This window comes from Shewanella mesophila, assembly GCF_019457515.1.
Taxonomy (GTDB): domain Bacteria; phylum Pseudomonadota; class Gammaproteobacteria; order Enterobacterales; family Shewanellaceae; genus Shewanella; species Shewanella mesophila.
On record NZ_CP080421.1, the window covers coordinates 3,753,929 to 3,780,268 of the forward strand.

A 26,340-nucleotide genomic window follows, 5' to 3' on the forward strand; every position below is an offset into this window, starting at 1 on the left:
TCTAAATGTACCGAAGCAAGCCCTCACCGTCAACACATTTAGACGTTTAGACGTCCAAACATTTAGAAATCTATTTGCAATTCACAAAAATTAAGGGCAATAATTTGACTGTAATTTGTAAGGGTATAAAATCTGCCCCGAATTTGAGAATTTACAGGTGAGTCAATGACTGAGTGGAATGGCGATTATATCAGCCCATATGCAGAACATGGTAAGAAGAATGAGCAAGTGAAAAAGATCACTGTCTCTATTCCTCTAAAGGTACTTAAGGTATTAACCGATGAGCGAACACGCCGTCAGGTAAATAACTTACGCCATGCCACCAACAGCGAATTGCTCTGTGAAGCGTTTTTGCATGCCTATACAGGCCAACCGCTTCCCCATGACGATGATTTGTCAAAAGACAAGCCTGATAGTATCCCAGCTGAAGTGAAAAAGCTGATGACAGAAATGGGCATCGAATGGGAAGAGTTAGAGTAATACACTCAACTTGCCAAATATTTATCTAGAAAGGGATCTTTTAACGGTCCCTTTTTTGTCAATCATTCCCGCCAGATGGAGTAATTGTGGCTGACTTTATCATCGACCCGACGAGCTTAATTCTCGCCTCATTAATCATCTTTATGGGTGCGTTTACTCAAAGCCTTATCGGTTTTGGCTTAGCCGTTGTCGCCTCGCCACTGCTTTATCTTGTCGATCCCAGCCTCGTTCCCGCGCCAGTGATCTTAATGGGATTTTCAATCTCACTGTTAACACTATTCAGAGAACGAGCAGCACTTGAGTTTAACGGTTTACAATATGCATTACTTGGACGAATTCCTGGAGGCATATTAGGTGCTTTGCTATTGCTCTGGGCACCACAACCGATATTAGGTTTAGCCATAGCGATTATCGTGGCACTGGCAGTATTGCTAAGTTTACTCAAGTTATCTCTCCCTATCACGCGAACTAGCTTATTTGCAGCAGGCATACTATCAGGCATTTTTGGTAATATTGCCGCCATTGGTGGACCACCATTAGCGATCTTACTTTCAGGAAAAGACGCCAAACAGTTCCGAGCCGCACTGTCGGCATTTTTTATTTTCAGCTCAACCATAGCGCTAATAATTTTAGGCTTCAGCGGCCTGCTCACCTTACACCACTTTTATATTTCGGCGCTGCTATTGCCATCGGTTATTTTGGGCTACTTATTTGCGAATCGACTCGTTGGTCGGGTAGACAAGCAGAAAACACGGGTTATGACGTTATCGCTGTGTAGTCTCAGCGCGATCATCTTAGCAAGCAAATCGATATTAGATATGACTAGTTAAATTCAGGTGGCCCAAATAAAAAAGCTGAGATCTTTGCTAATCTCAGCTTTCATCGCTTTTTACTATCAAGCTTAAAAATGATAAGAAGTTTGAATTACGCCGCCGACAGCATCATCGCTGCCCATCATGCCAGTTAAATCGAAATTAAATGAGCGACCAATGGTAAATCCTGTGCCTATGGAATAAATATCAGCGGTCGAATCCTCAAGATCATGACGATAGCCTAAACGCAAAGCAAGCCAATCAGTTGCTTGTATTTCACCGCCTAAACGCCAATACTGGGTGCTATCGATTTCATCAAAGCGCTTATTTTTATTAAGATCTATGTCTGTTGTTACGCTAAATCTATTCCACTCATAAGAAACCCCAGCGGTATAAAGCGCCTCAACTCGATAAGTAAATTGACGTCCAAGTGACTCGACAGTATCCACTTTATGATTGATCAAATTACGACCAGACAAACCAATAAGCATCCCCTCTATAGGTTGCATCGCGACGCCGACATCTAAGTTAAAAGCGGTCTCCTTGTTGCGATATTTTTCATCATCGAAATCGCCCGCATCGAAATCATTGGCGCTAATGACATAATTGTATGTATCGATACGTTGTAACTTAGGCGAGATCCCTACAGCAATAGGCATGTTAACTATGGATATCGGAAAACTAAGTGCAACCCCTAAATCTGAAACTGCACCTGCTATAACAGCACCTTGGGAATCAAGATCAGTCAAGGCAGGCGGATTATTGGGATCGATATTTTCCAACAAATCTAAATCACTTTGTTCTATCGCTGCGACACTCACCGCATCAATATAGGTTTTATAGAATATTGCCATTGGCATCCGCTTAGTTGGCAATACCACAGAGAAACCTAATCCCGCGCTAGCGTAAGCACTCTCATCTTCTAAAGATTGTAAATCACCGATTAGCGCAGTTTTATAACGCTCAATTTCTGCAACATCAGCCACATTAATTGCGCTTTCTAAACCATCATAGGAGAGCTGAAGCAGATCAAATTGATCGCTTAAGTTGTTCACATTTGCCGCATCGCCTCCCAATGCAGGTAACATGACGACACCGCCCGAATATTTTGGCGCATGCACAGCTAACAATGCGGGATTAATGAAGGCTGCACCCTCTCGATTAGAAGAGGCTACGCTCGCGCCCCCCATCGCATCACTACGAGCTTCGTAATATTGTTGCCCAGCGAACGCTGAAACAGATAAACCGCACAACACCATCGTAAATACACTATTAAGGAACCTCATTCCATTCACCCTAATTTTTGTTATTTTCATTATCAAATAGCTCGATTTTAAAGATAGTCCATCATCAGCTTATTGTGGACGATTTAAGCCCTAAAAAATAATAAATTCGTCAAATATCACTACGCCAAACAATATAGAGGCAGCGAACTAAAGTTACGGCCCAACATAATCAACATTTATCATAGAAACAATAGGCTACCACTAATAAACTGACGGCAATTGATAACGAGAGTTCGATACAGTTCAATCATCAACCTTGGTTAACAGTTAAACAACAACTCCACTCAAGAGTCAGGCAAACCGACAACGTTCGGTTAACCCGCCCCTTGTTTAGAAATAGTTAAAATAATGAAGTGTGACATAAATCATCACAGCCCCAGACCTTAAGTTGATTTCCCCTACCAAAACAAAAAACAAAAAAACATTATAAAACATAGAATTAAGAAATTTCATTAGATTTTTATTAATGATATTTTTATCAATTAGATTTTTTTAATTGAAGTGATCAACTTCAAATTAACATCTAGTGTCTTTTGATAAATTTTCCAACAAGAAACAAGCATTTTGTTTCATATCAATAAATCACTCGGAGTAGTGATTAAGGAAAAAGATGATGAAGAACCTAGTAAAAATTGCTACTTGCCTAATGTTAACTCTGTCAATTGGCGGACAAGCCTATGCCGTAGATGGCGGCAACCCGAAAAAGGGCAAACATCTCTACAAAAAAGAGTGTAAGGCCTGCCACAGCAAAGGTGATGCCGCTGGTGAGTTAACACCTATGAGCAAAACCATGAGTCAGTGGGACCGCTTCTTTCAACGTGACATGCACAAAGTAAAACCAGACGTTTTTGAAAAACTCTCCGAAAAGGAACGCTTAGATATTCAACAGTTCCTTTATGACCATGCGGCAGATTCTGATCAGCCACAAACTTGCGGTTAACCAAAAGCGAATTATTTACTGCGTCTTTACGTAACGGGAGAGATAACATGCGTACTCTACTATCAATACTGATTGCCAATGCATTAGCTTTTTCAGGCAGCGCCTACAGTGCCGACCAAGAACAACAAAAACTGGCAGATCTAAAACAGCAGCTAGCAGAACTGTCACAAGAAATTGACGATATTAATAGCCGTGTGGATAAAAATGAGCGCCATACTTCGCTCGATAGAATTGAAATCACGGGAGATTTTCGTACCAAGGCCCATTCATTGCATTACCAAAACGTCACCTGGAACCCTGCTATCAAGGTAGACTTTAATGATTTTGGTCAAAAAGCCATGTCTGGTGCCTTTGGTATGCCTAATGACCCTAGCTCACCATTAGGACAGATGCTCAGCGCCAATCCAGATCTTGCTATGGCTTTCCAAAACGGCATGCTACAAGGTGTTATGCCTTATGTGCTTGCGCCTAAAAGCACCCAAGATATTAACAACGACATTTTCTACACCACTCGTTTACGCCTTAACCTGAAAGCCAAGGTTTGGGACAATGTTAGCTTCGCCGCTCGCCTAAGCATGTACAAAAACTGGGGCGACTCAACAGGCACCCAAGTATTTGATTCATGGCGTTCATTCACTATGGATGGCACCAGCAGCGGTAACACCAGCGGTGACTGGCTCAGAGTTGAACGCGCTTATTTCAATTGGAAAGATATCGGCGGCTCTAACACCTTCCTATCAATAGGCCGCAGACCTTCTACCTATGGCCCTCCATCTCACTACCGCGAAAATGAAAAGCGTGGTGGCACACCTTCTGGTCACTTAGTTAATTTCAACTTTGATGGTTTGACCTTAGGCTACAACCTGAGTGAAATTACTGGTATCGATGGCCAGATAGTACGCTTCTGCTACGGTCAAGGTTTCGAGTCACAATGGGGTAACGGCGAGATGTTTGGCGACATAGTCACCAAAGATACTCATCTTGGCGGCTTTAATATCGATGCCATTAACGACGGAAACCACTTCCTCCAATTCACCCTATTTGGCGCCAAAGATATTAACGATGGCTTCAAAGGCACCATGGCCTTCCCGACTCAGCTAGCGGGCATTTTTGCACCAACCATGTACCAAGATATGCAGAAGTTCTCTAACTTCAACTTCGAAACCCGAGTGCAACCAAGCGGTGTCATTGGTGACATGTACTTAGGTGGTATCGGGTATGCCTACGAAAGTGATGAAGACATGAAAGTATTTGCCTCTCTAGGCTGGACTCGCGCCGAAGGTAACGGCAATGCAGGTATGTTCGGTGGCATGTTAAGCGATGCGGTATTTGAAGCACAGCTTAATGCTGATGGCAGCGAAATCATTATGATGCCAAGTGCCGCGGATTCAGATGATGCTAAAGATGGTTACGGCGTCTATGTCGGTATCCAAGTTCCTGTTCCTTACGGTAAATTTGGTCTCGAATACAACTATGGCTCTAAATACTGGACCCCTTTCACTCAAGCGCAGGATGATCCTATCGGTAGCAAGTTAGCGACCCGTGGTCACGTTGCCGAAGCCTACTACATGTTCGATATCAATCCACGCATGTTCATCAAGCTTGCGGGTCTCTATTACGACTATGAATACACAGGTAGTGGCACCCCAGTTGGCGCGCCACAAAAAATTGATGATGTGATCGCTGGCACTGCATTCTCAATGCTGCCAGCAGTCGACACGGCATACGACATTAACGCCTCATTAGTTGTCAATTTCTAAACCTTTTACTCCCCCCGGCGTAGTCGGGGGGTAGGGATGATTCGATGAAACATACGCTTTATTTAGCTTCGATTATCACCGCAGGCGTAATAGGACTCACCACCTTTAGCGCTGCGGCTGAAAATCCACATAAAGAAGCCATTCAAGGGCCATTTACTCAAGGATCTCAAGTTACCGAACAATGTATCGAGTGCCATGAAGATCACGCAAAAGAGTTCATGAAATCTTCACACTGGACATGGGAGCTAGAACAGGAGCTGCCTGGTCGCACCGTTAAACGTGGTAAGAAAAACGCCATCAACAACTTCTGCACCTCTATTTCAGGCAATGAACCAAGATGCACCAGTTGTCATGCTGGCTACGGCTGGAAAGATAACAGCTTCGATTTTACCGACATGACCAAGGTGGATTGCTTAGTTTGTCATGACACCACAGGGACTTATGTAAAAGATCCTGCAGGCGCCGGAGAAGCCGCTTCTAAGGTCAATCTTGAGCGCGTCGCACAAAATGTGGGAAGTCCCGTTCGCGATAACTGCGGAACCTGTCACTTCTACGGAGGTGGCGGAGATGCAGTTAAACATGGTGACCTAGACTCTTCTATGGCCTACCCTGATAAAGCCACAGATGTGCACATGGACAGCGATGGCAACGATTTCCAATGCCAAACTTGTCATACTACCGCGCAGCATCAAATCACGGGCAATGCCATGGGCGTCTCCCCTGGCGGCACCAATGATATCGGTTGTGAGAATTGTCACGACGCGGCGCCCCATGAAAACAAACGACTCAATACGCATACCGCCAGTGTTGCTTGTCAAACCTGTCACATCCCGTTTTTTGCTCGCAGCGAGCCAACTAAGATGAGCTGGGACTGGTCCACTGCAGGCAGCGATCAAGCGGAAACCGTCGATGAAAATGGCAAGCACACCTTTATGAAGAAAAAAGGTAGCTTCGTCTGGAAGAAGATGGTGCAACCTGAATATGCTTGGTATAACGGCAAGGCCGACGCTTACATGGTCGGGGATAAGATGGATCCAACTAAGGTCACCAAATTGACCTATCCATTAGGTGACATTAGCGACACCACAGCGAAGATCTATCCATTTAAGGTCCATAGAGGTAAGCAGATCTATGACAAGAAGCAGAATATCTTTGTCACGGCTAAAGTTTACGGTAAAGGGGGTTACTGGAAAGATTTCGATTGGGATAAAGCCGCGAAGTTAGGTATGGAAGCCAACCAAGCATTAGCCGAGAAGGGCATCAAGTACAGTGGAGAGCATGGCTTTGCTGAAACCGAGATGTGGTGGCGTATTAACCATATGGTTTCTCCAAAAGACCAAGCTCTTAAATGTAATGATTGCCACAACAAAGGCTCTCGTTTGAATTGGCAAGCCCTAGGTTACGACGGCGACCCGATGAAGAATAAGCAAGGCGCTAAACACGCTAAGTAGCATGATGTTGATAGCTCTATCGAACAAGCGATAGAGCTAATTTTATCGCCAAGGAAACAACACTATTGCAGTCAATGGCTACGAGTAACAATTATTCCATATGGTACCGCCCCCAACCATACGGATAACCTTGTTACTCTGCCATTTTTTGTTATGTCGCCATTGCTGTTATGCAGAAAGTGTCCGAATAAGTCAGGCTAATCTATGAGGCACCAAAAATATTAGCAATCGCAAATATTAGACCTCTTGTCCCACTTAAAAATACCTATGTGACAACTTGTCTCACTCTATCTGGTCAAAAAGGCTCACAAACGCCCTATTTTCCCGCTAAACCCACAAAATTTGTGGCATTAAAATTGTATTGTCCTAATTGACTATTTCCTACGGCAAGCTTTATGAAATGTAAGACAACCCCCTTTGACACCCTCAACAAATATTCAGGAGAATTCAGCGGCGCCTTTGCCGATTTAGGTACTTTTCTTCCCTTAGTACTTGGGCTTATTGCGATCAACCATTTTTCCCCCCAAGGGATCTTTATGGGATTTGGTCTATTCGCACTATTTACCGCCTTCTATTACCGCAGGCCCATTCCTGTGCAACCAATGAAGGTGATTGCGGCGCTGGTTATCGCACAAGGGTTAACCCCTGGCATGTTGCAAGCCAGTGGGATCATGATGGGCATCATTCTCTTAATCTTGGCTTATAGCGGTGCCATTACTTGGATGGCAAAACAACTTTCTCCCGCCATCAGTATTGGGATACAACTTGCCATTGGCTTGCAGCTGATTTGGATGGGAGGCCAAATGATAAGTGACACTTGGATTATCGGCATTATTGCTTTTACCGTCTTATTTGCGAGTCGCTTCTTCCCCTTACCTTACCTTGCTATGCCATTGGTCTTAATTTTTGGCATTATGTGGCAAATAACTAGTGGTCTAGCCCCTAGCTTTGAATTATCAGGTAGCACTCCGTGGCAACTGGGTTGGCCAAGTCTTAATGAATGGTCCTCCGCAGCAGGTCTGCTGGTACTGCCACAATTGGCATTAACCCTGACCAATGCCGTTATCGCGACATCCGCAATGGCCAACGAGAAATTCCCCGAAGACCATATAAAGTTCAACGATCGATTTAGCCCTAAACGATTCGCCACAAGCGCTGGCTGGGCCAACCTGTTACTGGCACCCATCGGCGCTGCCGCCATGTGCCACGGCGCCGGAGGCCTAGCGGTGCAGTATCACTTTGGTGCGCGTACATGGTTAACACCGACCATTTTTGGCGTAGCCTGTTTACTTATTGCCGCATTTTGGGGGCAAGGCATCGCCAGTCTGCTGTCGCTTATTCCGCTGGCAGTATTGGGTAGTCTGCTGGCCATCGCTGGGACGCAACTAGCCTGGTCAAAACGATTTGTCGACGGTAAACCCTTTTGTATTGTGGTGATTTTATCAACCGCCGCTATTTGTTTGCTGGTTAACACCGCAGCAGGATTAGCAGCGGGGGTGATACTTGAAATGGGCCGCAGACAATGGCGAATCATCGCGGACTTAACGCGCTAAGAACGATTTTTTAACCAATAAAAAGCCCAGAGTTCTCTCTGGGCGTTAACGGTAAAACCGAAACTCAAGCTAGGCTCAAGCTTTAGGCTGTGAGTTCATTATCAGCTGATATAACTTTGCCCGGCATACAGCACAAAGTGTCTCAGTGCTAATACCCCTGTTAAGCTACAGCAGGCAACCGCGATCATCACGCCTTTGGTGTGGCGAGTCTGAGCAGGCATGAGCATAGAGAGTAAGGGAATTGCAAAGCCAATACCCACAACGCCAATCCAGAATACACTCGCCCAAACACCAATCGTCAACGAGGCTAGCGCGGCTGCGGCTGCCCCACCTTTGAAATATAGTGCGCAAAATAGCATAAACAGAAACATCATTTCACTCAGCATCACTGGCAGTTCTAACCCATGCATTTTACCAAGAGTTGCGTCGTGACTACTGGTATTAAACATCACCAAAGCCCCAATGGCATTGGCCGCCGCCCCCGCAGATAAACCAGAGACTAAGAATAGCGCCGGTAGTACCGCAGTATTGAGCATAGGGTAGGCATTCATCGCCGAGATCAGGAAGCCAGTATAAGCCCCTACACCGATAGCGAGCACAAATAGCACCACTTCAATCGCCTTTCTAAACGGCTGCAAGGCATGTGCGAGTGGCACTAAAAAGCCCAGCTTCCATTTAGGTAGCTCATCACGGAGCACTATTAGAGAGTACGCGATACCTATGGGCGAGTAGGCCAATAGCGCCAGCACACCAATCGACATTACCGAGCTCAAATTGTAGTTGATTAGAATCAGCCAGAAATGAAATGGCTTAGTTAAATCAAACACTAAGCAAGCCAGGCCAAGCGAGATCGCCACAGGGCTAATAATCGCCGCCGCTTTTAATATTGCGCTCTCTACTGACTTATCTTTGCTGTACCAGCGCAGTCCGATACCGATAAGAATCGACCCCGCCGACAGACCTGCCATAAACAGGTAAACTGCGATGATCCAGTTCCACGTTACCGGATCGTATTGCGCCATATCGCCCCATGTATTGTTCATGACTGGATCCCCCCACGTTTAGTTGGAATGCGATACACCCTAGGTTGAGTCCCAAGATGGGTCTTCTCCTGATAGGTTGCCTTGGTATTAATCAGTTTTGCGACATCGCTTTGCGGATCGTTGGCATCACCAAAGATCAGCGCATCAGTTGGACATACCGTCACACAAGCGGGTAACTCACCGCGTGCTAAACGGGTATCTTTACAGAAATTACACTTGTCAGCCGCCTTGGTTTCGGGGTTCATAAAGCGCACTTTATACGGGCAAGCTGCGACACAATACATACAGCCAACACACTTATCCGCTTTGATGGACACTAAGCCATCATCGCCGACATACGCGGCGCCGGTTGGACACACAGTCACACAAGGTGCATTTTCACATTGCTGACAAGAGACGCGGTTATATTTAAAGTGCAGATGCGGCGCATCACCAAAAGGACCTTCAACTCTGACCTGAAGACGGCTAACGCTTTCAGGCGTGCCGTTTTCGCTTCGGCAAGCAACACTGCAAGCTTGGCAACCAATACAGCGATTTTCATCGTGCACCATTACATATCGTTTACTCATACTGGGCTCCTATTAGATCTTCGCTAGCGTGATGCCAGTAGTGTGAATATTCATGCCACAAACAGGCGCAGTTTGATGCGGTAGCAGGTTGCCACAATGGATACCTTTCCCCGTCGCACGTGCTAGCTCTTTGTTTTTAGAACCAAAGCCCATATAAGCAAATACGGTATCTTGGCGAATACCTGGAGTGACCAGCGCCGTACCCTCCTCACTACCCACACTGCTTGAAAGCCTTATCTTGTCACCCGATGAGATGCCAAGCTTGCCAGCGGTAAGCGGATGGATCCATACGCCATTGTCTGACATTAAATTGGCCAACATAGGAATGTTATGGGTTGCGCCATTGGTATGAACCGCGACTTTACCTTGAATGAAGTAGAGCTCGTCCGCCTGCTTAAGTTGCACAGGACGATACTTAATCACGCCGCGTCCGGTGGCCATTTTCTCGACTTTATCTGAACTGAGCTCAATCTTGCCACTCGGAGTCTTAAAACTCATGGCGCTGGCATAAGTGCCATCTTCATCCGTCGGTTTAGCGTTAGGATACTTAGCGGTAAACGCTGCCACCATGCTAGGTTCACGTAGCATTAAGGGCTTACCATAGCTAACATAACCCTTCTCTTTGATAGTATTCCACAGCGTGACATCACGATTAACTTGCAGCAGTTGCAGGCTTTCCATATTTTCCCAAGGGAAGAACTGACCTAGTCCCATCTCTTCGCCTAATTCTTTAAAGATTTGCCAGCTTGGTTTAGTCTGCCCAATGGTTTCAACGACGCGTTGACGCACATAATAAGCGGGGTTTTTACCCGACTTATCGGCAATCTCTTCATCACGTTCAAGGTAAGTCGATTCGGGCAAGATGATATCGGCGTAAGCAGCCGTTTCGCTGATGTACACATCACAGCACACGACAAAGTCGAGTTTTTTGAGCGACTCAACCACACGAGCTCTATCTGTCATGGTTTGCATTGGGTTGGTACGACTCATCACCCAAGCTTTAAGCTGGTAGGGTTTAGCCTCTAAGGTTGCATCAAGAATGGTTTGATAGATGCCGCCGGATGACCACATCATGGCGTATTGCTCATCCACTTGATCAATACGTTTGGCGGTTGGCTTAGGCAAGCCCTCAACCCCTGGCTTACCTAATGTGGGTGCCACTTTATCGCCAGCGAACTTATTGTAGGTTTTAGCTTTTTTACCAAGGTAAAGCCCACCTTTTCGCTCAATGTTGCCAATCAATACATTGGCCGCAAATAGGGCGCGGCGCATATCAAACTCTTCAGGCGTAAAGGTGGCTCTGTGGCCAAAATCCACCACGGCATGGGGCGCATGGGCAGCGTATTCATGGGCAATTCGGCGAATATCTTTGGCGGGCACATCACTCACGCCTTCTGCCCACTCTGGTGTATAGGCTTTCACTTCTTCGGCAAAGGCCTCAAAACCGACCACATGCTGCTCGATAAACTCACGGTCATACAGGTTATCTTCAATCAGTACATGGCACAGGGCTAACGCGACAGCAAGGTCAGTACCAGGGCGAATGGCAAACCACTCATCAGCTTTATCAGCAACCACGGAAAAGCGCGGCTCAAATACCACTAACTTGGCATTCTTCTCCATCTGCGCTTTCATCATGCCGCGGGTTTCAGACATGTTAATTCCCTCATAGAGGTTATGTCCGAAATTGATAATGTATTTGGAATTACCCAAATCACGCTTAACCTTGGTCCCAAATATCGCTTTAGCCGCGATAACATACCCCCCCGGGCAAGTGGAAGCATGGGTGAAACTATTGGGAGAGCCGAAGGCTTTACCTAAATGAAATAGATGGCCAGAAAGTGAACCTGACTTTGAAGAAAATGCCACGGCTTCAGCGCCATGTTTAGCTTTAATATCATTAAGGCTTTTAGCAATGGTTTGGTAGGCCTGCTTCCAAGTTATCTCTTCCCATTTTCCTTCTCCACGCTCACCTACGCGACGAAGCGGATTAACGATACGTTGCGGATCGTACAACAAACTGTGGCCAGCTCCGCCTCTGGCACATACTTTACCGCCAAAAGACTTAGCCTCTTTATTGCCGCCAATGAAGACATTTTTACCATCAACAACCCTTGCAGAAATAGGGCATCGGGTCGAGCACATTTCACAAATACTCGCCACCTCTTTACCAACGGCTTTTAATGGTTGTTGTTCTAAGGCGGCCAAACTACCGGGCAGTAGTGTCGCCAGCGCACAAGTAGCTCCACCAGCACCTGCACCCTTAATAAACGTTCGTCTATCAAGCTCTATCATGGTTTCCTCCTCATCAGCCTAGGCAGATGAAATCACACACTGTTATTAGTTTTTTTTGCCAACTTGTTGAAGGCATGCCCCATTGTTATCCCACAAAATATTCATGGGTATTGTGGTAAACCACATAGGAAAGAGGTGCGTGATCTAGCTCTGCTATTTCTAGAGGCGTTGTGAAAGAAGTGTGATATTTATGTAGATTGTTAAAACGCCAGCATTGGGCTGGCGTTTTGAAAGGGTTAAGCCGGTAAACTAATATCCATGTTGACTAACCTCAGGCCAATGCTTGTCCACTTCTTCCTTAATAAAGGATTGCTTTTGTTCAGTTAATTTTTCCAACTCTATACCAACTGCTTGCTGGGCACTCTCTTTGGTTGAGATGTCAGGATAATCGACCTGCTTGACCTCTAGCATACTTAACACCTCAGCCAAGGCGTTTCGAGCATAACTGGCCTGCTTGATTGCAGTATCGAGCAGCTCATTGCCCTCTTGTGGATTATGGGCATATAAACCGTGTGACGACATGGCAAAGTCCCAGCGCCATTGGGCGTGGCGAATGGCCATTATGGCATCATTCATGATTGGCCAACTCGCTCCCGCATCCCATGCGGCACCCGCTTCATAGTGGGCCTTAACCAGAAGTTGCTCAACTTCTCGGGCTTTAGCATCAATCTGCGCTTTACCCGATTCCAGCTTGGTCATTAGGGCTTGCTTGTCTGTGTGACAGCCTTGGCAAACCGTATCATAGTTAGGTAATGCCTTACCTACCTGATGATTGGTGAAGGTTTTACCTTTACTATCGGCCGATTGCGGCATATGACAACTAACACAGCTGACACCAGCTTTGGCATGCTCACTGCGACTCCAATGCTCAAACTCTGGATGACGCGCCTTTAAGATTGGCGTTTTAGAAATGGGATGGATCCATTCATAGAAACGACGAGTATCGTAGTACTTCTCTATAAGATCGGCCGTACTACCAAAAATCCATGGGATGTTAACCTTATTACTGCGTTCTGGCTGAAAGTAATAGGTCACATGGCACTGACCACAAACTTGCGAACCTTGCATATTACTGTCTTGCTTTTCGAATGGCAGGTGCACCTTAGTCATCGCATCTTGAGCATGAGGGCGAGGCAAAGTGAGCTTCGCAGACCCTTTAACATGACAGTCCGTACAGTAAACAACGCTGTTCATCTCCTTGCCAAGATCGGTAAAGTTCTTTGCCGAGAATCCCTCGACACCTAGCTCACCGATTAGGCGCGGTACATCGGGTGATTTACAGGTCCAGCAACTCGCTGACAAGCCTTTTTGTCCCTCGGTGGGCGCAACGCCTGTTCGTAACGTATGGCTGACATCGGCGACAGCAAAATGGTGACCGCGAGGGCTATGGTACTCTTTGGCATAAGCTGAACCCGCCCATAAGATGATCGCGGCTGGATAACTCGCGAGCATATCGCTACGTTCCTGCAGCTTGGAGGTGGCCAACCAGCTCGCATATTGATTCGGGAATTTCACCTGCATCAGCTCTGGGGTAACAAGATCTTGCCCTGCCATACTCTTGGTCATCGGCAGCAGTATGGCTAAGATTACGATCGCAAACGGCCTAAAAAAACGAAATATCGAACGATGGGTTATCATAGTTAACTTTCCAAATGTAGGCGCTATAGTGGGTTCGTAACCCACAATATTAATCATGCTCAACTCAGACTAACCAGGCCGACCATCGACTCTAGGTTTTGTCAAAATAGGCGCATACCACCAAACAAAGAGGCCAAAGGCTAAGGTCCAGCAGGTCGCCGCAGCCCAAAGCCAAAACTGCGAATATTGAGGCCATAGCAGTGGCATTACCGCTCGAAGCACGGCCGCTACAATCAGGGCTACAAAGGCGATACTCATATTAGGCCCTTGATAGATATTACGACTAGTATGGCCTAGTGATACGCGAGAGATCATCGACAAGCAGATCGCGGCTAACGTACCGATAGCAAATAGATGCAATAGTTGACGATAGGCATTTTCATCATGGATATTCCATGCAAGCGCAGCCAAAGTTATTGGCAAGAATAGATAGGCGCTATGCAGTGACCATAACAAAGGCTCACCCAAGGTTTTATGAGGATACCAACGTGACCAGCGAATAAGATGCAGTAACGCAGCCAAAGCCAATAAACCTTGCTCTATACCTAGAGGTAAGAACTTAGCTATTCCTTGGAACACGAATGTGAGCATCAATATGATCAAACCAATATCGACCGCTTTAATGGGATCAGGTTTTGTCTGCTTAAGCCGCATTGCAGTAAAGAAGGGAATAACCCGACCACCGACAACAGTGATAATGAGTCCAAGCCACCACAACATCCCCTGCCATATATGCTGGCTTAAGGTAAAGTTACGCTCACTAAGCGCATAATAACTCAGTAAATTAATGCCTGTCGCCAATAGCAGCATTATTGGAAAACCAATGTTGTTCCACTGCTTAACCTTAAAAATGCAACGCCATAGGGTAAACGCCGAGATCATCAAAAATAGTGAATCAAATAGTGCTGGCAGCCAAATAGGCATTTCGAACGGCATGAGCAATAACACGCGCGCCATTAACCAGCATCCAAAAGTCATCGCCAAAGGCCAACCTTTTAAACTCGGTTGATTAGTCCAAGTTTGTACCGCGGTCAGCAGAAAGCCGCATACTATGGCTAATGCAAAACCAAATAACATCTCGTGTGGATGCCACCATAAAGGCACGACTTTTACCCAAAACTGATCTTGAAAAACACTATATTGTGGCAAAAACCAACTTATGATCCATATGGGGATATAGAGCATTGCAACACTGGCACCACCGAGAAAAAACGGCCTAAAGCCTAGACGCCAAATTGCAGGGGTCTTTTCCACTTCACTAGGGTCATCAATATTTAACATCTATCTTGCTCCGCCAACAAATAACAATCATATAAAATGCATCTTTATTATTGAGTATAATAACCAGTGAAATAGGCTTCGACAATGGTTAAACGAAAGTATCTGAAGAAGTGTGAACCAAGCAGAGAAAATTAACCATAATTTTGGTTATATAGTGATGATATTAAAACAAAAATACCTCTTTATAGGCATGTGAGAATAACAAATGACGATCGAATCGATGTTGACAGCAAGGCACAGACAAATCTCAAATGACTCATTATCCGAGTTACAGCAAGTATTAACCCAACACCCAGCTGTAATGCTCTTATTTGGTGCGCCAAGCTGTGGAGTTTGCCAAAGTATCAAGCCACGCCTAGCGGCTATGCTAAGCGATGACTTTCCCAAGATAAAATTTATCTATATCGATTGCGTCGCCCAACCCGACATAGCGGCAAGCCATAACGTGTTTGCCCTTCCCGTGGTGGAACTCTATTTTCAAGGGCAAGCTTTCGGGCGATTTTCCAAGGTGTTTTCAATGGTTGATGTCAAAGAGGCGATCGCTCGCCCCTACGGCCTGTTAGATTGATCTGGACTGCACTTAATCAATTAACGATTCTAAAGCCTGAATAACTCACAGGCTTATCCGCTAATCCGTTAGGTTGACGCTGTTTATCAAGCAGATGGGAGTGAGATTCATCAACTTTATCACCACAGCTACAGTCTCCTGCGCAACCGCCAGAGCTAGCACAACCGCCAGAGCTAGAGCAGCATCCGCCTTTCTTCTCATGATTGAGCGATCTGCGTCCTTGAGAGGCGTCGAGCAGTCGTAGATTGAGATCGCTCGTTGCCGTTAATAAGGATTCGATACTGTTAGTGTTATCACCTTTACTCACACTAATGCCGGCGTCGAGTAGCTTACCCAGCATACGTTCCCCAATTTGCTGCACAATCACAATATCGGTTTTTTGTGCAACGATAAGGGTTAACATTGCTTTTTTAGCACTACAACCGCCCTCAATAGCAGGATTGTCAAAGCTAGTAATTAAGTGATGATATTCATTGAAAAAGCCGATTCGTTGGGCTTTAGAAAAATGAGCGGCAAGACGCCCCCGGCTCATAGGCATGGCGATAATCATAATGATTTCCTATTGTTCTGGCTGAGGCAGCAAGAGTGCATGCCCCTGAGTAATAGCTGTTGCTACCTTTTTACGTGCGCTCGCCAATAGATTGCCAAAAGTTTGTCTAGAGATCCCCATAGACGCCGCCGCGTCTAACTGACTCAATTTCTGTACGTCGCCTAAATTCAGCGCCTCAAACTCATCAGCCTCAAGCTGGATCTTGGTTAATTCATTCGATGCGATACCATTGGGCTTAAACATACTGCAAGGTGCGCAGCAGGAAAGCTGACGACATTTTTTGGGTCTGGACATACTTGGCCTATATATAAAATTAAGGCGTTTATCTGTAAATCACACAAGCTCACATTCAAACTTAATCTCAATGAACTTAGTCTCAATGAACCTTGTCTCAAAAAGCCTAGTCTCGATAGACTGAACCTGAGTAAACTGAATCGCGATAAACAACACTCTTAGTTATTGGCGCACGCCAATAACTAAGAGTTTGTGCTTGTTACCACTAAGAAACTGTGCCAAATGTCACAATCAGAAGATTTACACTGATACGTCATTAATGGCGTTAATGATCTAACCCCATTTATTTGGATAAGTGCCTGTTCAATCTTCCTTAATCGTTACCTTCTCGACAAGAATGACATCGACAGGCACGTCATCATGCTCACCTTTAGAGCATGTTTTAACTTTCGCAATCTTGCTGACCACATCCATCCCCGCAGTAACCTGACCAAATACCGCATAGCCCCACCCCACATTGGTTGTCGCAGTGTGATCCAAAAAACTGTTATTGGCTAAGTTGATGAAAAACTGCCCTGTGGCCGAGTGAGGCGCATCGGTGCGGGCCATGGCGATTGACCCTTTGACATTTTTAAGACCACGGTTGGCCTCATTAACGATAGCAGCACGCGTAGGTTTCTCATCCATATCGGCGGTAAATCCACCCCCTTGGATCATAAATCCTTTGATCACGCGGTGAAAAATAGTGCCCTCAAAGAATCCCTCTTGGCAATATTTAAGAAAGTTCTTCGAACTGACGGGCGCATGCTCCATATCAAGCTCGATTTCGATATCGCCAAAATTGGTAGTAAAAATAATCATAAGAATAGACTCAACTGCTGCATTTACATTTCGAACAAGTATACCTGCGGTTTCGCTCCCCAAGTAAAGAAACATACGCAACACCACAGCTAAGTTTTCCGCTCGACTCGCAGCTAAAGGCATGCTCTATCGGCTATCTACACCAACACATTAAGCCAAACACGAAAAAAGCCGACTCAAATCGGTATCAAGTTGCTCAATTTAGTCCCACTTAGCACTACATATATTCACTAATGGGTTACTCTTAATAAAGTGGTATTCAAACATTCCAACACTGAGTCTAAGACAGGCACTATACTGAATTAACGTTAGAATCTAACTGACGACTAGAGGACTTTTATATGCGATCAACGCTCAAAACCCGTCTGCTATTTAGCAGTCTATTCGCGGTACTTATTACCGTTTCTGTCTTGGTTGTTATCTCAAGTTATTTCATTAGAAATAATGCGCTCGATAATACCCAACAAGAGATTGATCAACTCGCCAACACCTTCGCTCAAGGCATTGGTGAATGGATTCAAGATAGGAAAAATGCGATATCAAGCCTTAAGCAAACCATTGAAACAGATCCTGATCGCGACTTAGTCCCCTATCTTCTGCAGACTCATATCGCGGCTGGATTTGGTCTGACCTACTTTGGTGATGAACAAGGCAACATGTATCGCCAAGATCCCAAGCTTAACAAGGCCGGTTACGATCCCAGAGTAAGGCCTTGGTATCAAGGTGCCAAAGCTGCAGGAATGATGATCATGACTGCGCCCTATGTCAGCGCAACCTTAAAAAAACAAGTCGTTACCATAGCCGATCCAGTCATGATCGATGGCCGTCTATATGGCGTCGCAGCCGCCAACCTGACCATAGGTCAATTAACTGATGCAGTGCAAAAACTTAAAGTTCCTGGCAAAGGTTATTCCATGATGGTCGACAACGCGGGACTCATCATTAGCCATCCCAATAGTCAGCTTAATAACAAGCAGTTGAACGAGGTTGATCCAAGTTTTACAACCAGTTGGTTATCGCAACGCGCTAACGCCAGCACAATGGAAGAACGCAAGCTGAACGACTCAACATCGCTAATATATGTTGCAACGATTCCCAACACCGATTGGGCGATTATTTTCGTAATGAATAAGCAAGAGATCATGTCTCAAGCCACCAATTTAGCCTGGTGGATGTCTATGATGGGTCTCGCGTTATTGGCGCTATTTGGTCTAGTACTTATTGCCATCTTCAAAATTCAATTTAGAGATCTTGAACGAGTAGCACTGGCACTCAATGACATTGCAGAAGGAGATGGCGATTTAACGGTACGTATTAAAACCGCTAATGCTCATGATGAAATTGGTATGCTCGCCTCTGGCTTCAACCGCTTTGTTGAACGACTTCACGGCATGATATCTCGCATGCATAATATTGCAGGTCAATTAGAACACCAAGCTCAAGGAACGAGCACGTCAGCAACCGAAAATAGCCAAAGAATTGAAATTCAGCAAGATGAGGTGACCATGGTCGCAACAGCCGTAACAGAAATGGCCAGCGCGACAGAAGAGATTGCTAATAATGCAGAGCATACAGCGCATACAGCGCAAGATGCCGTTGGTCTTTCTGAACATGGTCAAAATCAGGTGATGCAAAGCCAGCAATCCATTCGTAATTTAGCCAGCGAAGTTGAAACAGCCAGCCATATCATTGGCGAATTAAACGAGCACTCGCAAAAAATCAACAGCATCCTGTTAACGATTAGCGGTATTGCTGAGCAAACCAACTTGTTGGCACTCAATGCAGCCATTGAAGCGGCCCGTGCGGGTGAGCAAGGTCGTGGATTTGCCGTTGTTGCCGATGAAGTACGTGTACTATCCCAGCGCACTCACTCGTCGACGCAAGAGATCCAAGGCATGATTGAAACCTTGCAGCAAACAGCAGGTAAAGCCGTTAAATCGATGAGTCAGAGCCATGAAATGGCTGAAACTAGTGTTAACGATGCAAATTCTGCCAGTGAAAGCTTGCTGCAGATTAGCCAAGCGATTAACGACATCTCTAACATGGCGAGTCAAATAGCCACGGCAGCGGAGGAGCAGACTTCTGTAACCAGCGAGATCAACCGCAACACAGAGTCGATAAGAGAAGTTTCAGAAAATCTCTCTACCGAGGCACAAACCTCCATGAGACAAGCTCAAGAATTGGCACAATTAGCCGCGTCTCTGCAACAGGAAGTCAATCGCTTTAAGCTGTGACCAACAACATCCATATGAAAAACCCGTTTATAATCATTTATAAACGGGTTTTAACTTGCATTCGCTAACCGCCTATTGCTCAATAACTGACTTTACTCTAGATAGCTAAATATATAAAACTGAACAGCGGTGTTTAAAAGGGGCTGTCGAGTTACACCAATCAGTATAAAAACGTGATCCCATCGAGGCTTAAATATGACGAAAGATGATGTTTATTTCTATGAACCGAGTAAAGGGCACGGTCTAGCACACGATCCTCTCAATGCCATCGTCGGCCCAAGACCGATTGGATGGATAGCGTCTCATAATGGCAAAGGGCAACGTAACCTAGCACCATACAGTTTTTTTAATTGCTTCAACTATCATCCACCTATCATAGGCTTTGCCAGCGTGGGCTATAAAGATAGTGTCGCCAACATTATGGAAACTGGGGAGTTTGTCTGGAACCTTACAACCCGTCAATTAGCCGAAAAGATGAACCTAACCTCGGCAAACTTACCTCCTGAGGCCGATGAGTTTTCGTTTGCGGGACTCACGCCAACCCCGAGTGCCATAGTGAGTGTGGATCGCGTTAGCGAAAGCCCAGTCAATTTTGAATGTAAGCTGTCTCAATGCATTCAGCTGCAATCGGCAACTGGTGACAATATCGATACTTGGTTGGTGCTTGGAGAGGTCGTAGCTGTCCATATTGCTAAACATCTACTGGATAATCATGGTATCTATCAAACCGCATTAGCTCAGCCGATACTTAGGGCCGGAGGACCATCGGCTTACTATGGTATATCCGACGATTTGCGTTTCGACCTGCAGCGGCCTAAATCTCCTTAATCAATAAAAGTTGCCTCAATCGCTTAAAAGCTTCCTTCGTCGAGCAAACATGGCCTTAGGTAATCAAAAAAGCCGCCCAATAGGCGTCATATTGGGCGGCTTGTTCAAACACTATGGGGTTCGTTAGGCTAAAACTGCTTTACGTTTTCTATCAGCAAAAACAAGCGCAATTAAACAGACGATGCCTGTTGCAATACCGATCGGGTCGCTTAGGGATTGTTCTAGACCTAAGCCAATGCCCGCGGTCGCAATATACGATACCGTTACGGCCGTACCAATGATCGCTGGTAAACTCACAATCCAATGTATGGTGCCACGATCAAACAGATACTTAGTGGCTAACCACAAGACGCTGGTCGACAGCAGCATGTTGGAGAACGCAAAATAACGCCAAACTAACGAGAAGTTAATCATAGTCATAAAGTAAGCGATAACTAAGATAGGCACAGCCACTAACAGACGATTACGAATACTTTGTGGGATCTTAAAGGCATCGATAATCGTCAGACGTAGTGAACGGAATGCCGTATCACCCGAGGTGATGGGGAAAATTGCAACCGCGATAATCGCCATAATACCACCAGCAACACCTAGGTAAGTCGTCGCCACTTGATTAACGACAAGGCCAGGACCACCCGCATCTAACACGCTTTTAAGCTCTGCATATCCACCAGGGAATGCGGCAATCCCCGCAAGCGCCCATACACAAGCCACGATACCTTCTGACATCATGGCACCGTAATAAACAGGGCGAACATACTTTTCGTTAGTTAAGCAGCGCGCCATGATGGGGGCTTGAGTCGAATGGAAGCCACTGATCGCACCACAAGTAATGGTCACAAATAGTAGCGGCCAAACAGGCAAGCCATCTGGGTTAGGCGTCAATAAGGCTTCGTGTGCACCGTGGTCGAAATAAGCAAAAATATCATCGGCGACAGGTAGATGCGGCGCATTGATAAGCAAAGCAACAGCAATAGATACTGTCATGGTGATCATCAAGAGGCCAAAAGCAGGATAGAGCTTTGTGATGATTTTATCGATGGGTAGCAGAGTCGCAAGGAAGTAGTATCCTAAGATCACCAACACCCAAAACGTATTGTTGGCCATAATTGTGCCTTCAAACATTTCGAGATGGCTGAGCAAACCTGCAGGGCTCATTATGAAAACCACGCCAACAAAAAACAGTAACATGGCGGTAAAGACTAGCATTAAGCCTTTAAAATAGATGTTGAAGTAATGACCTGCAATTTCAGGAAGGCTCTTACCATCTTCCTTAATACTCAGTACACCCGAAAAGTAATCGTGTACCGCACCACCGATGATGTTACCCAATACAATCCAGACTAATGCAACAGGGCCATAGAGTGCGCCCAAGATTGGACCGAAAATAGGACCAACACCGGCTACGTTAAGAAACTGAATTAAGTAAGCTTTAACTGGATGGACCGCGACATAGTCGACACCATCGTTAAATCTTGCCTGGGGAGTTTTTGCGGTAGGGTCAATACCAGCCTGACGTTCTACAAAAGGACTATAGAATTTAAAAGCCAATACGAGTAACGCAATACAAATAAAAAATATCAGCATGGTTATCACCATTTATAGGTTTATAAGTAGGGTAGGAGCATAGATCTTCAGTAACTTATATATTCCCGTCAATTAACTATAGGTAGTATTGCAAAGTTACTGAAAAATCAGTTAGATTGGTACCAACTACAGATTGCAGTTACAACAACCACATCTAAAATCTAACTCGCTGATTTATCCTACTACAAGCCTCATCAATTTAATATTAGCAATTACTGATACCTTTCAATATCCCGTATCAAAGACCCCAGAGGGATCTAGCCTTTGGCAAACGGAAAAATCATAAGAAGTGCAGGTATAACGCTGACAGCCGAGCCCACTTAAGATCACTTCAGCTCACAATGTCTAGACTCACCCTTTTGAGCTGTCAGCGCCATACAGAGTTAACGCATTTTAGCGACTAACTTAAAGCTATCGTTTAGGGTCCTTGAGTATTCCACCTTCCCCAAGCGCTTGCGAACCCCAGCCCGTCTAAGCTTTAAGATCATTCTCGGCTGCAGATTATTAATAACTAGCCCTACCTGTTTATTGGCAAGATCATTAACGATTGATTCCATCGCCACAATAGCGCTCATATCGAGTAAGGTTACTTCCGACATATCGAGGATCACGATTTTCACATCGGGCCTCACCGTAGCAATGGTTTTTAGCGCCTTTTGCGCAGAACCAAAAAACAGTGGCCCATTAATATCGTAAACCACAACATCGTCAGGTATATCAGATGATTCGGTTTGGCGCTCTAACGCTTTGGTGTCAGTCAAACTGATACTGCGACGAATAAATAGCAGTGCCGCTAATCCCATTCCAACTGCAACAGCGATCGTCATGTCAAAGAGCACTGTCAATGTGAAGCATAAAACCAGAATCAAAACATCATCTCTAGGCGCTATTTTAACGGTACGAATAAAATGCTTCGCCTCACTCATGTTCCAAGCAACCACCAGCAATAACGCCGCCATTGAGGCCATTGGGATATAGGATAACAGCGGTGAAAGTAGCAGAATCCCCAATAGAATGAATAGACTGTGGATCACCGAAGACAGTGGCAAGTTACCTCCCGCCTTAACATTAGCAGCCGTGCGAGCTATCGCTGCAGTTGCAGGGATCCCGCCAAATAAAGGCACGAGCATATTACCTATGCCCTGACCGATAAGTTCATCATTTGGATTATGTTTTTTACCCGACATGCCATCGGCAACGACCGCGCACAATAGCGACTCTAGAGATCCAAGAATGGCAATCGTTATCGCCGATGGTAACAACTCTCTGATCAGCTCAAAACTTAAACCTATGGGCTCACCTGCGGCGTTGGGTAAATCCCAGGGCCATTGAAAACTCGGTAAAAAAGGCGGGATTCCGTTGCCAGCAACCCCGTTAGACTCAAAGTGGAAACGACTTCCTATGGTCGCCACTGAAAAATCAGCAAGTAACTGACTCAAAGTCCAAGCCAGCACGCCACCGCATAATAGTGCGGCTAAATGTGCAGGAATCTTAGTTCGTAATTTTGGCCAAATAAGTAAAACCGCTAAGGTTAATCCGCCAATCAAGGTCTCTTGCCAGGCTAGACTAGGGAGCGCTTGGGCAATTTTAGTTAGCTTCTCTAAATAATGCTCACCGCCAGCAGCGACATCTAGCCCGAAAAAATCCTTTATCTGAAAGGTCGCGATCACTACCCCGATCCCAGAGGTAAAGCCCACAATGACAGGGTAAGGCACAATTTCAATTAGCTTGCCGAGTCGTCCAAGACCCATCATCACCAAAATGATTCCCGCCATAAAACCACTAATGAGTAGGCCACCTAACCCATACTGCTGCACGATAGGCAGTAGTATCACCACAAATGCTGCCGTGGGGCCGGAGATATTGACCTTAGATCCCCCGGAGAGAGCAATAACGATCCCGGCAATAATAGCGGTATAGAGCCCATGTTGCGGTGGTACGCCACTGGCAATGGCCAACGCCATAGATAACGGCAGCGCGATCACGCCAACGGTCAATCCAGCCAAAATGTTGGCTTGAACATCCTGAGAAGAGGGTTTACTTCTAACTGATTTTTTAAGTGCTGATAACATGTTAATCCCGATAAAAGAGTGTCGACGACACCGTAATACCAATAGGTATAATGACTACCGAGTGTAGAGAGTCTAGATCAAGGCTTGTATGCACCAAGGCAAATATTGCAAGTCTGAGGTGACGGTACACCTTTGGGTTGTTGCAGGCGATGACACTGAAAAAGCATCATCACATCTTAATATCCACAAAATGGATACGAGTTTTTATTCTAAACCCTTAGCCAGGGTTTAGGTAAGGGGTCTTGTAAAAAATACCGAGAAAAATAAGTGCCTGACCAAGCCAGCGCAACTGATACTAGGGTTATAGCATCCCCTTTTTGGAATAAAAATCGCACAATTAAAACTAAGAGTCGATAAATTGTGAGCGTGCCCTCTTGAGCTCCCTTACAAATTAACGCATGCTATCGGGCCCTATAATTGGCAAGGCATTACCCTTGTCATTTTGGGGATCCGTTCGGATGAAGGTAGCAGGAGAGTGGGGGTTAACCCCACACCGACGAGGCAACTTTGGCGCTGATTAATACCCAGCACGAAGCACTCTTTCAGGTGCCACTTTAGTGGTGAGGACTGTTACTGGACGAGCCTCTGGAGAGACTGTGAACATTTAGTGTTCGTTAACTAGATGCCATCACGGCGCCGAAGGCGAAAGTATTTAGGTGTCAAACCTTTATGCGAAACGCTCAGGCAAAAGGACAGAGGAGAGGATGACTGTATCGGTTATAACGCTATGCGTTATATCAGTCACTGTCGTTTGTCGCTGTGCCTATTCTGCCTTATCTCATTTAAGTCAGTGGTTAGCTGCATTCGTCAGCGCCACCTATCAGCCATTTCTTTTCCTCCTCCATATTAATTTTGTTGTTTAATATTCGAGGAATATCATGAATTTTCACGCGCTACTCAGCGATATCAATGCGATCGTTTGGGGACCTGTCACCCTCTGCTTACTGGTCGGTACTGGGCTCTATCTCACGTTACGACTTAAACTTATCCAAATATTTAAACTACCCCTCGCCCTGAGCCTACTGTTTAAACCCGCCAGCGGCAAAGGCGATTTATCCTCATTTGCTGCCCTATGTACCGCCCTATCGGCAACCATAGGAACGGGAAATATTGTCGGGGTCGCAACGGCGATTAAAATTGGTGGCCCTGGGGCACTATTTTGGATGTGGCTCGCCGCCTTCTTCGGTATGGCAACCAAGTATGCCGAGTGCATGCTCGCAGTTAAATACCGCACCACAGATGCACGCGGCCAAATCGCTGGCGGCCCGATGTATTACATCGAGCGTGGCTTAGGTCTAGGCTGGCTCGCCAAACTGTTTGCCATCTTTGGTGTTGGTGTCGCTTTCTTTGGTATAGGTACTTTTGCCCAAGTAAATGCCATTAGCGATGCAATGAATATTGCCTTCGATGTCCCGACATGGACCACCGCTATAGTGCTAACCGTGATGGTTGCAGCGGTCACCCTTGGCGGCGTTAAACGCATCGCCAACGTGGCGCAAAAGTTAGTCCCTACTATGGCACTGGGATATGTACTCGCATGTGGCTGGCTCTTGATAACCTTTAGCGATCAGATCATTCCAGCGTTTCAGTTAGTACTTCATTCGGCGTTTACCCCCACCTCTGCCGCAGGCGGATTCTTAGGTGCTACCGTGGCTCAGGCACTGCAAGTTGGTATTGCCCGCGGAGTATTTTCTAACGAGTCAGGCCTTGGTAGCGCCCCCATTGCCGCTGCAGCGGCGAAAACCAACGAACCCGTGGAGCAAGGTTTAGTCAGCATGACGGGCACTTTCTTCGATACCATTTTGATCTGTACCATGACAGGACTAGTGCTAATCATCACTGGCGTATGGAATGGCGATACCGCAGGCGCGGCAATGACCAGTGCAGCATTTGCTTCTGGCGGCTCAGTTATGGTAGGCCAATATGTGGTGGCCATTGCCTTAGTCTGCTTTGCTTTTACGACGATTTTAGGTTGGCACTATTATGGCGAGCGCTGCTGGTACTATCTATCGGGTAAACGCTTGGGAGAGAAAGGAGTCAAGATCTATCAACTGCTGTTTTTAAGCTTGATTGCCGTCGGTGCATTTATTCAGCTCGACCTAATCTGGATGTTAGCCGACACAGTCAACGGCTTAATGGCTATCCCCAACCTAATCGCCATTATCGGGCTGCGGCACGTAATTTTGCTAGAAACCAACAAGTATTTTGCCAGAGTCAAAGGCATTAATCATAGTGACATAAAAGAAACTCAATCGATAAATACCTAGGGGAATAACTCAAAATTCGAACCTGAATATC

General features: G+C 45.7%; 21 protein-coding genes and 1 riboswitch. Of the genes, 10 read left to right on the forward strand and 11 right to left on the reverse strand.

Translation table 11 applies throughout. The features are described 5' to 3' along the window. The first annotated feature begins 165 nt into the window (after positions 1 to 165). Both metJ and K0I73_RS16545 read left to right on the forward strand, forming a co-directional pair. Positions 166 to 480: a met regulon transcriptional regulator MetJ gene (metJ, locus tag K0I73_RS16540; RefSeq protein ID WP_220062133.1), complete on the forward strand. Its 315-nt coding sequence runs from the start codon at positions 166 to 168 to the stop codon at positions 478 to 480. A gap of 143 nt (positions 481 to 623) precedes the next feature. Beyond that, on the forward strand, positions 624 to 1,310 hold the full coding sequence (locus K0I73_RS16545; protein WP_220064432.1) for a sulfite exporter TauE/SafE family protein: 687 nt from the start codon (positions 624 to 626) through the stop codon (positions 1,308 to 1,310). A gap of 71 nt (positions 1,311 to 1,381) precedes the next feature. Here K0I73_RS16545 and K0I73_RS16550 read toward each other — a convergent pair whose 3' ends face one another. Then, positions 1,382 to 2,578: a conjugal transfer protein TraF gene (locus K0I73_RS16550; protein WP_220062134.1), complete on the reverse strand. Its 1,197-nt coding sequence runs from the start codon at positions 2,576 to 2,578 to the stop codon at positions 1,382 to 1,384. A 610-nt stretch (positions 2,579 to 3,188) separates the two neighbouring features. Between K0I73_RS16550 and K0I73_RS16555 the strand changes: the two genes are divergently transcribed. From K0I73_RS16555 to K0I73_RS16570, 4 genes are all read left to right on the forward strand, one after another. Next, on the forward strand, positions 3,189 to 3,518 hold the full coding sequence (locus K0I73_RS16555) for a c-type cytochrome (protein ID WP_220062135.1): 330 nt from the start codon (positions 3,189 to 3,191) through the stop codon (positions 3,516 to 3,518). A gap of 47 nt (positions 3,519 to 3,565) precedes the next feature. Further along, positions 3,566 to 5,278, forward strand: coding sequence for a DUF3373 domain-containing protein (locus K0I73_RS16560; RefSeq protein WP_220062136.1), 1,713 nt, complete (start codon positions 3,566 to 3,568; stop codon positions 5,276 to 5,278). Between the two features lie 44 nt (positions 5,279 to 5,322). Beyond that, a complete protein-coding gene (locus K0I73_RS16565) occupies positions 5,323 to 6,729 on the forward strand; it encodes a tetrathionate reductase family octaheme c-type cytochrome (RefSeq protein ID WP_258405221.1) in 1,407 nt (468 codons plus the stop codon). Positions 6,730 to 7,124: 395 nt separating this feature from the next. After that, entirely contained in the window at positions 7,125 to 8,282 is a 1,158-nt protein-coding gene (locus tag K0I73_RS16570) for a putative sulfate/molybdate transporter (protein WP_220062137.1), read from the forward strand. Between the two features lie 101 nt (positions 8,283 to 8,383). Here the strand turns inward: K0I73_RS16570 and nrfD are convergent, their stop codons facing one another. From nrfD to K0I73_RS16595, 5 genes are all read right to left on the reverse strand, one after another. Next, the gene (nrfD, locus tag K0I73_RS16575; protein ID WP_220062138.1) at positions 8,384 to 9,325 is read right to left on the reverse strand and encodes an NrfD/PsrC family molybdoenzyme membrane anchor subunit; all 942 of its coding nucleotides are present in this window, start codon (positions 9,323 to 9,325) and stop codon (positions 8,384 to 8,386) included. Continuing rightward, positions 9,322 to 9,894, reverse strand: a complete 573-nt coding sequence (locus K0I73_RS16580) for a 4Fe-4S dicluster domain-containing protein (RefSeq protein ID WP_220062139.1) — start codon at positions 9,892 to 9,894, stop codon at positions 9,322 to 9,324. Before K0I73_RS16580 ends, nrfD begins: the two co-directional genes overlap by 4 nt. Positions 9,895 to 9,906: 12 nt before the next feature. Beyond that, the gene (gene phsA / locus K0I73_RS16585; protein WP_220062140.1) at positions 9,907 to 12,189 is read right to left on the reverse strand and encodes a thiosulfate reductase PhsA; all 2,283 of its coding nucleotides are present in this window, start codon (positions 12,187 to 12,189) and stop codon (positions 9,907 to 9,909) included. Positions 12,190 to 12,438: 249 nt separating this feature from the next. Further along, positions 12,439 to 13,755 carry an ammonia-forming cytochrome c nitrite reductase subunit c552 gene (locus K0I73_RS16590; protein WP_258405360.1) on the reverse strand — a complete coding sequence of 439 codons (1,317 nt, stop codon included), beginning with the start codon at positions 13,753 to 13,755 and terminating at the stop codon, positions 12,439 to 12,441. 141 nt (positions 13,756 to 13,896) lie between these two features. Beyond that, a complete protein-coding gene (locus K0I73_RS16595) occupies positions 13,897 to 15,108 on the reverse strand; it encodes an NnrS family protein (protein WP_220062142.1) in 1,212 nt (403 codons plus the stop codon). A 205-nt stretch (positions 15,109 to 15,313) separates the two neighbouring features. Between K0I73_RS16595 and K0I73_RS16600 the strand changes: the two genes are divergently transcribed. Then, the gene (locus K0I73_RS16600; RefSeq protein ID WP_434086689.1) at positions 15,314 to 15,676 is read left to right on the forward strand and encodes a thioredoxin family protein; all 363 of its coding nucleotides are present in this window, start codon (positions 15,314 to 15,316) and stop codon (positions 15,674 to 15,676) included. Between the two features lie 16 nt (positions 15,677 to 15,692). On the opposite strand, the gene K0I73_RS16605 is transcribed toward K0I73_RS16600, so the two are convergent. The 3 genes from K0I73_RS16605 to K0I73_RS16615 form a co-directional block, all read right to left on the reverse strand. After that, positions 15,693 to 16,226, reverse strand: a complete 534-nt coding sequence (locus K0I73_RS16605; protein WP_220062143.1) for a NifB/NifX family molybdenum-iron cluster-binding protein — start codon at positions 16,224 to 16,226, stop codon at positions 15,693 to 15,695. A 9-nt stretch (positions 16,227 to 16,235) separates the two neighbouring features. Continuing rightward, positions 16,236 to 16,520 (reverse strand): DUF134 domain-containing protein, encoded by a 285-nt coding sequence (locus K0I73_RS16610; RefSeq protein WP_220062144.1) that lies wholly within the window; start codon positions 16,518 to 16,520, stop codon positions 16,236 to 16,238. 303 nt (positions 16,521 to 16,823) lie between these two features. After that, positions 16,824 to 17,321, reverse strand: coding sequence for a peptidylprolyl isomerase (locus tag K0I73_RS16615; protein WP_220064435.1), 498 nt, complete (start codon positions 17,319 to 17,321; stop codon positions 16,824 to 16,826). Positions 17,322 to 17,662: 341 nt separating this feature from the next. On the opposite strand from K0I73_RS16615, the gene K0I73_RS16620 reads away from it, so the two are divergent. Then, positions 17,663 to 19,555, forward strand: coding sequence for a methyl-accepting chemotaxis protein (locus K0I73_RS16620; RefSeq protein WP_220062145.1), 1,893 nt, complete (start codon positions 17,663 to 17,665; stop codon positions 19,553 to 19,555). 195 nt (positions 19,556 to 19,750) lie between these two features. Then, positions 19,751 to 20,383 (forward strand): flavin reductase family protein, encoded by a 633-nt coding sequence (locus tag K0I73_RS16625; protein ID WP_220062146.1) that lies wholly within the window; start codon positions 19,751 to 19,753, stop codon positions 20,381 to 20,383. 123 nt (positions 20,384 to 20,506) lie between these two features. Here the strand turns inward: K0I73_RS16625 and K0I73_RS16630 are convergent, their stop codons facing one another. Together K0I73_RS16630 and dauA are read right to left on the reverse strand one after the other, a co-directional pair. After that, positions 20,507 to 21,970, reverse strand: a complete 1,464-nt coding sequence (locus K0I73_RS16630; protein ID WP_220062147.1) for a carbon starvation CstA family protein — start codon at positions 21,968 to 21,970, stop codon at positions 20,507 to 20,509. A 383-nt stretch (positions 21,971 to 22,353) separates the two neighbouring features. Then, positions 22,354 to 24,042, reverse strand: a complete 1,689-nt coding sequence (gene dauA, locus K0I73_RS16635; protein ID WP_220062148.1) for a C4-dicarboxylic acid transporter DauA — start codon at positions 24,040 to 24,042, stop codon at positions 22,354 to 22,356. Between the two features lie 575 nt (positions 24,043 to 24,617). Next, a riboswitch (glycine riboswitch) is annotated at positions 24,618 to 24,748 on the forward strand. A gap of 172 nt (positions 24,749 to 24,920) precedes the next feature. On the opposite strand from dauA, the gene K0I73_RS16640 reads away from it, so the two are divergent. Then, the gene (locus tag K0I73_RS16640; protein ID WP_220062149.1) at positions 24,921 to 26,309 is read left to right on the forward strand and encodes an alanine/glycine:cation symporter family protein; all 1,389 of its coding nucleotides are present in this window, start codon (positions 24,921 to 24,923) and stop codon (positions 26,307 to 26,309) included. Positions 26,310 to 26,340: the final 31 nt, after the last annotated feature.

Bases quoted from the DNA above. Each gene is read 5' to 3' on its own strand.
- metJ (WP_220062133.1), top strand. From the start codon at position 166: ATGACTGAGTGGAATGGCGATTATATCAGCCCATATGCAGAACATGGT.
- K0I73_RS16545 (WP_220064432.1), top strand. From the start codon at position 624: ATGGGTGCGTTTACTCAAAGCCTTATCGGTTTTGGCTTAGCCGTTGTC.
- K0I73_RS16550 (WP_220062134.1), bottom strand. From the start codon at position 2,578: ATGAGGTTCCTTAATAGTGTATTTACGATGGTGTTGTGCGGTTTATCT.
- K0I73_RS16555 (WP_220062135.1), top strand. From the start codon at position 3,189: ATGATGAAGAACCTAGTAAAAATTGCTACTTGCCTAATGTTAACTCTG.
- K0I73_RS16560 (WP_220062136.1), top strand. From the start codon at position 3,566: ATGCGTACTCTACTATCAATACTGATTGCCAATGCATTAGCTTTTTCA.
- K0I73_RS16565 (WP_258405221.1), top strand. From the start codon at position 5,323: ATGAAACATACGCTTTATTTAGCTTCGATTATCACCGCAGGCGTAATA.
- K0I73_RS16570 (WP_220062137.1), top strand. From the start codon at position 7,125: ATGAAATGTAAGACAACCCCCTTTGACACCCTCAACAAATATTCAGGA.
- nrfD (WP_220062138.1), bottom strand. From the start codon at position 9,325: ATGAACAATACATGGGGCGATATGGCGCAATACGATCCGGTAACGTGG.
- K0I73_RS16580 (WP_220062139.1), bottom strand. From the start codon at position 9,894: ATGAGTAAACGATATGTAATGGTGCACGATGAAAATCGCTGTATTGGT.
- phsA (WP_220062140.1), bottom strand. From the start codon at position 12,189: ATGATAGAGCTTGATAGACGAACGTTTATTAAGGGTGCAGGTGCTGGT.
- K0I73_RS16590 (WP_258405360.1), bottom strand. From the start codon at position 13,755: ATGACCAAGAGTATGGCAGGGCAAGATCTTGTTACCCCAGAGCTGATG.
- K0I73_RS16595 (WP_220062142.1), bottom strand. From the start codon at position 15,108: ATGTTAAATATTGATGACCCTAGTGAAGTGGAAAAGACCCCTGCAATT.
- K0I73_RS16600 (WP_434086689.1), top strand. From the start codon at position 15,314: ATGACGATCGAATCGATGTTGACAGCAAGGCACAGACAAATCTCAAAT.
- K0I73_RS16605 (WP_220062143.1), bottom strand. From the start codon at position 16,226: ATGATTATCGCCATGCCTATGAGCCGGGGGCGTCTTGCCGCTCATTTT.
- K0I73_RS16610 (WP_220062144.1), bottom strand. From the start codon at position 16,520: ATGTCCAGACCCAAAAAATGTCGTCAGCTTTCCTGCTGCGCACCTTGC.
- K0I73_RS16615 (WP_220064435.1), bottom strand. From the start codon at position 17,321: ATGATTATTTTTACTACCAATTTTGGCGATATCGAAATCGAGCTTGAT.
- K0I73_RS16620 (WP_220062145.1), top strand. From the start codon at position 17,663: ATGCGATCAACGCTCAAAACCCGTCTGCTATTTAGCAGTCTATTCGCG.
- K0I73_RS16625 (WP_220062146.1), top strand. From the start codon at position 19,751: ATGACGAAAGATGATGTTTATTTCTATGAACCGAGTAAAGGGCACGGT.
- K0I73_RS16630 (WP_220062147.1), bottom strand. From the start codon at position 21,970: ATGCTGATATTTTTTATTTGTATTGCGTTACTCGTATTGGCTTTTAAA.
- dauA (WP_220062148.1), bottom strand. From the start codon at position 24,042: ATGTTATCAGCACTTAAAAAATCAGTTAGAAGTAAACCCTCTTCTCAG.
- K0I73_RS16640 (WP_220062149.1), top strand. From the start codon at position 24,921: ATGAATTTTCACGCGCTACTCAGCGATATCAATGCGATCGTTTGGGGA.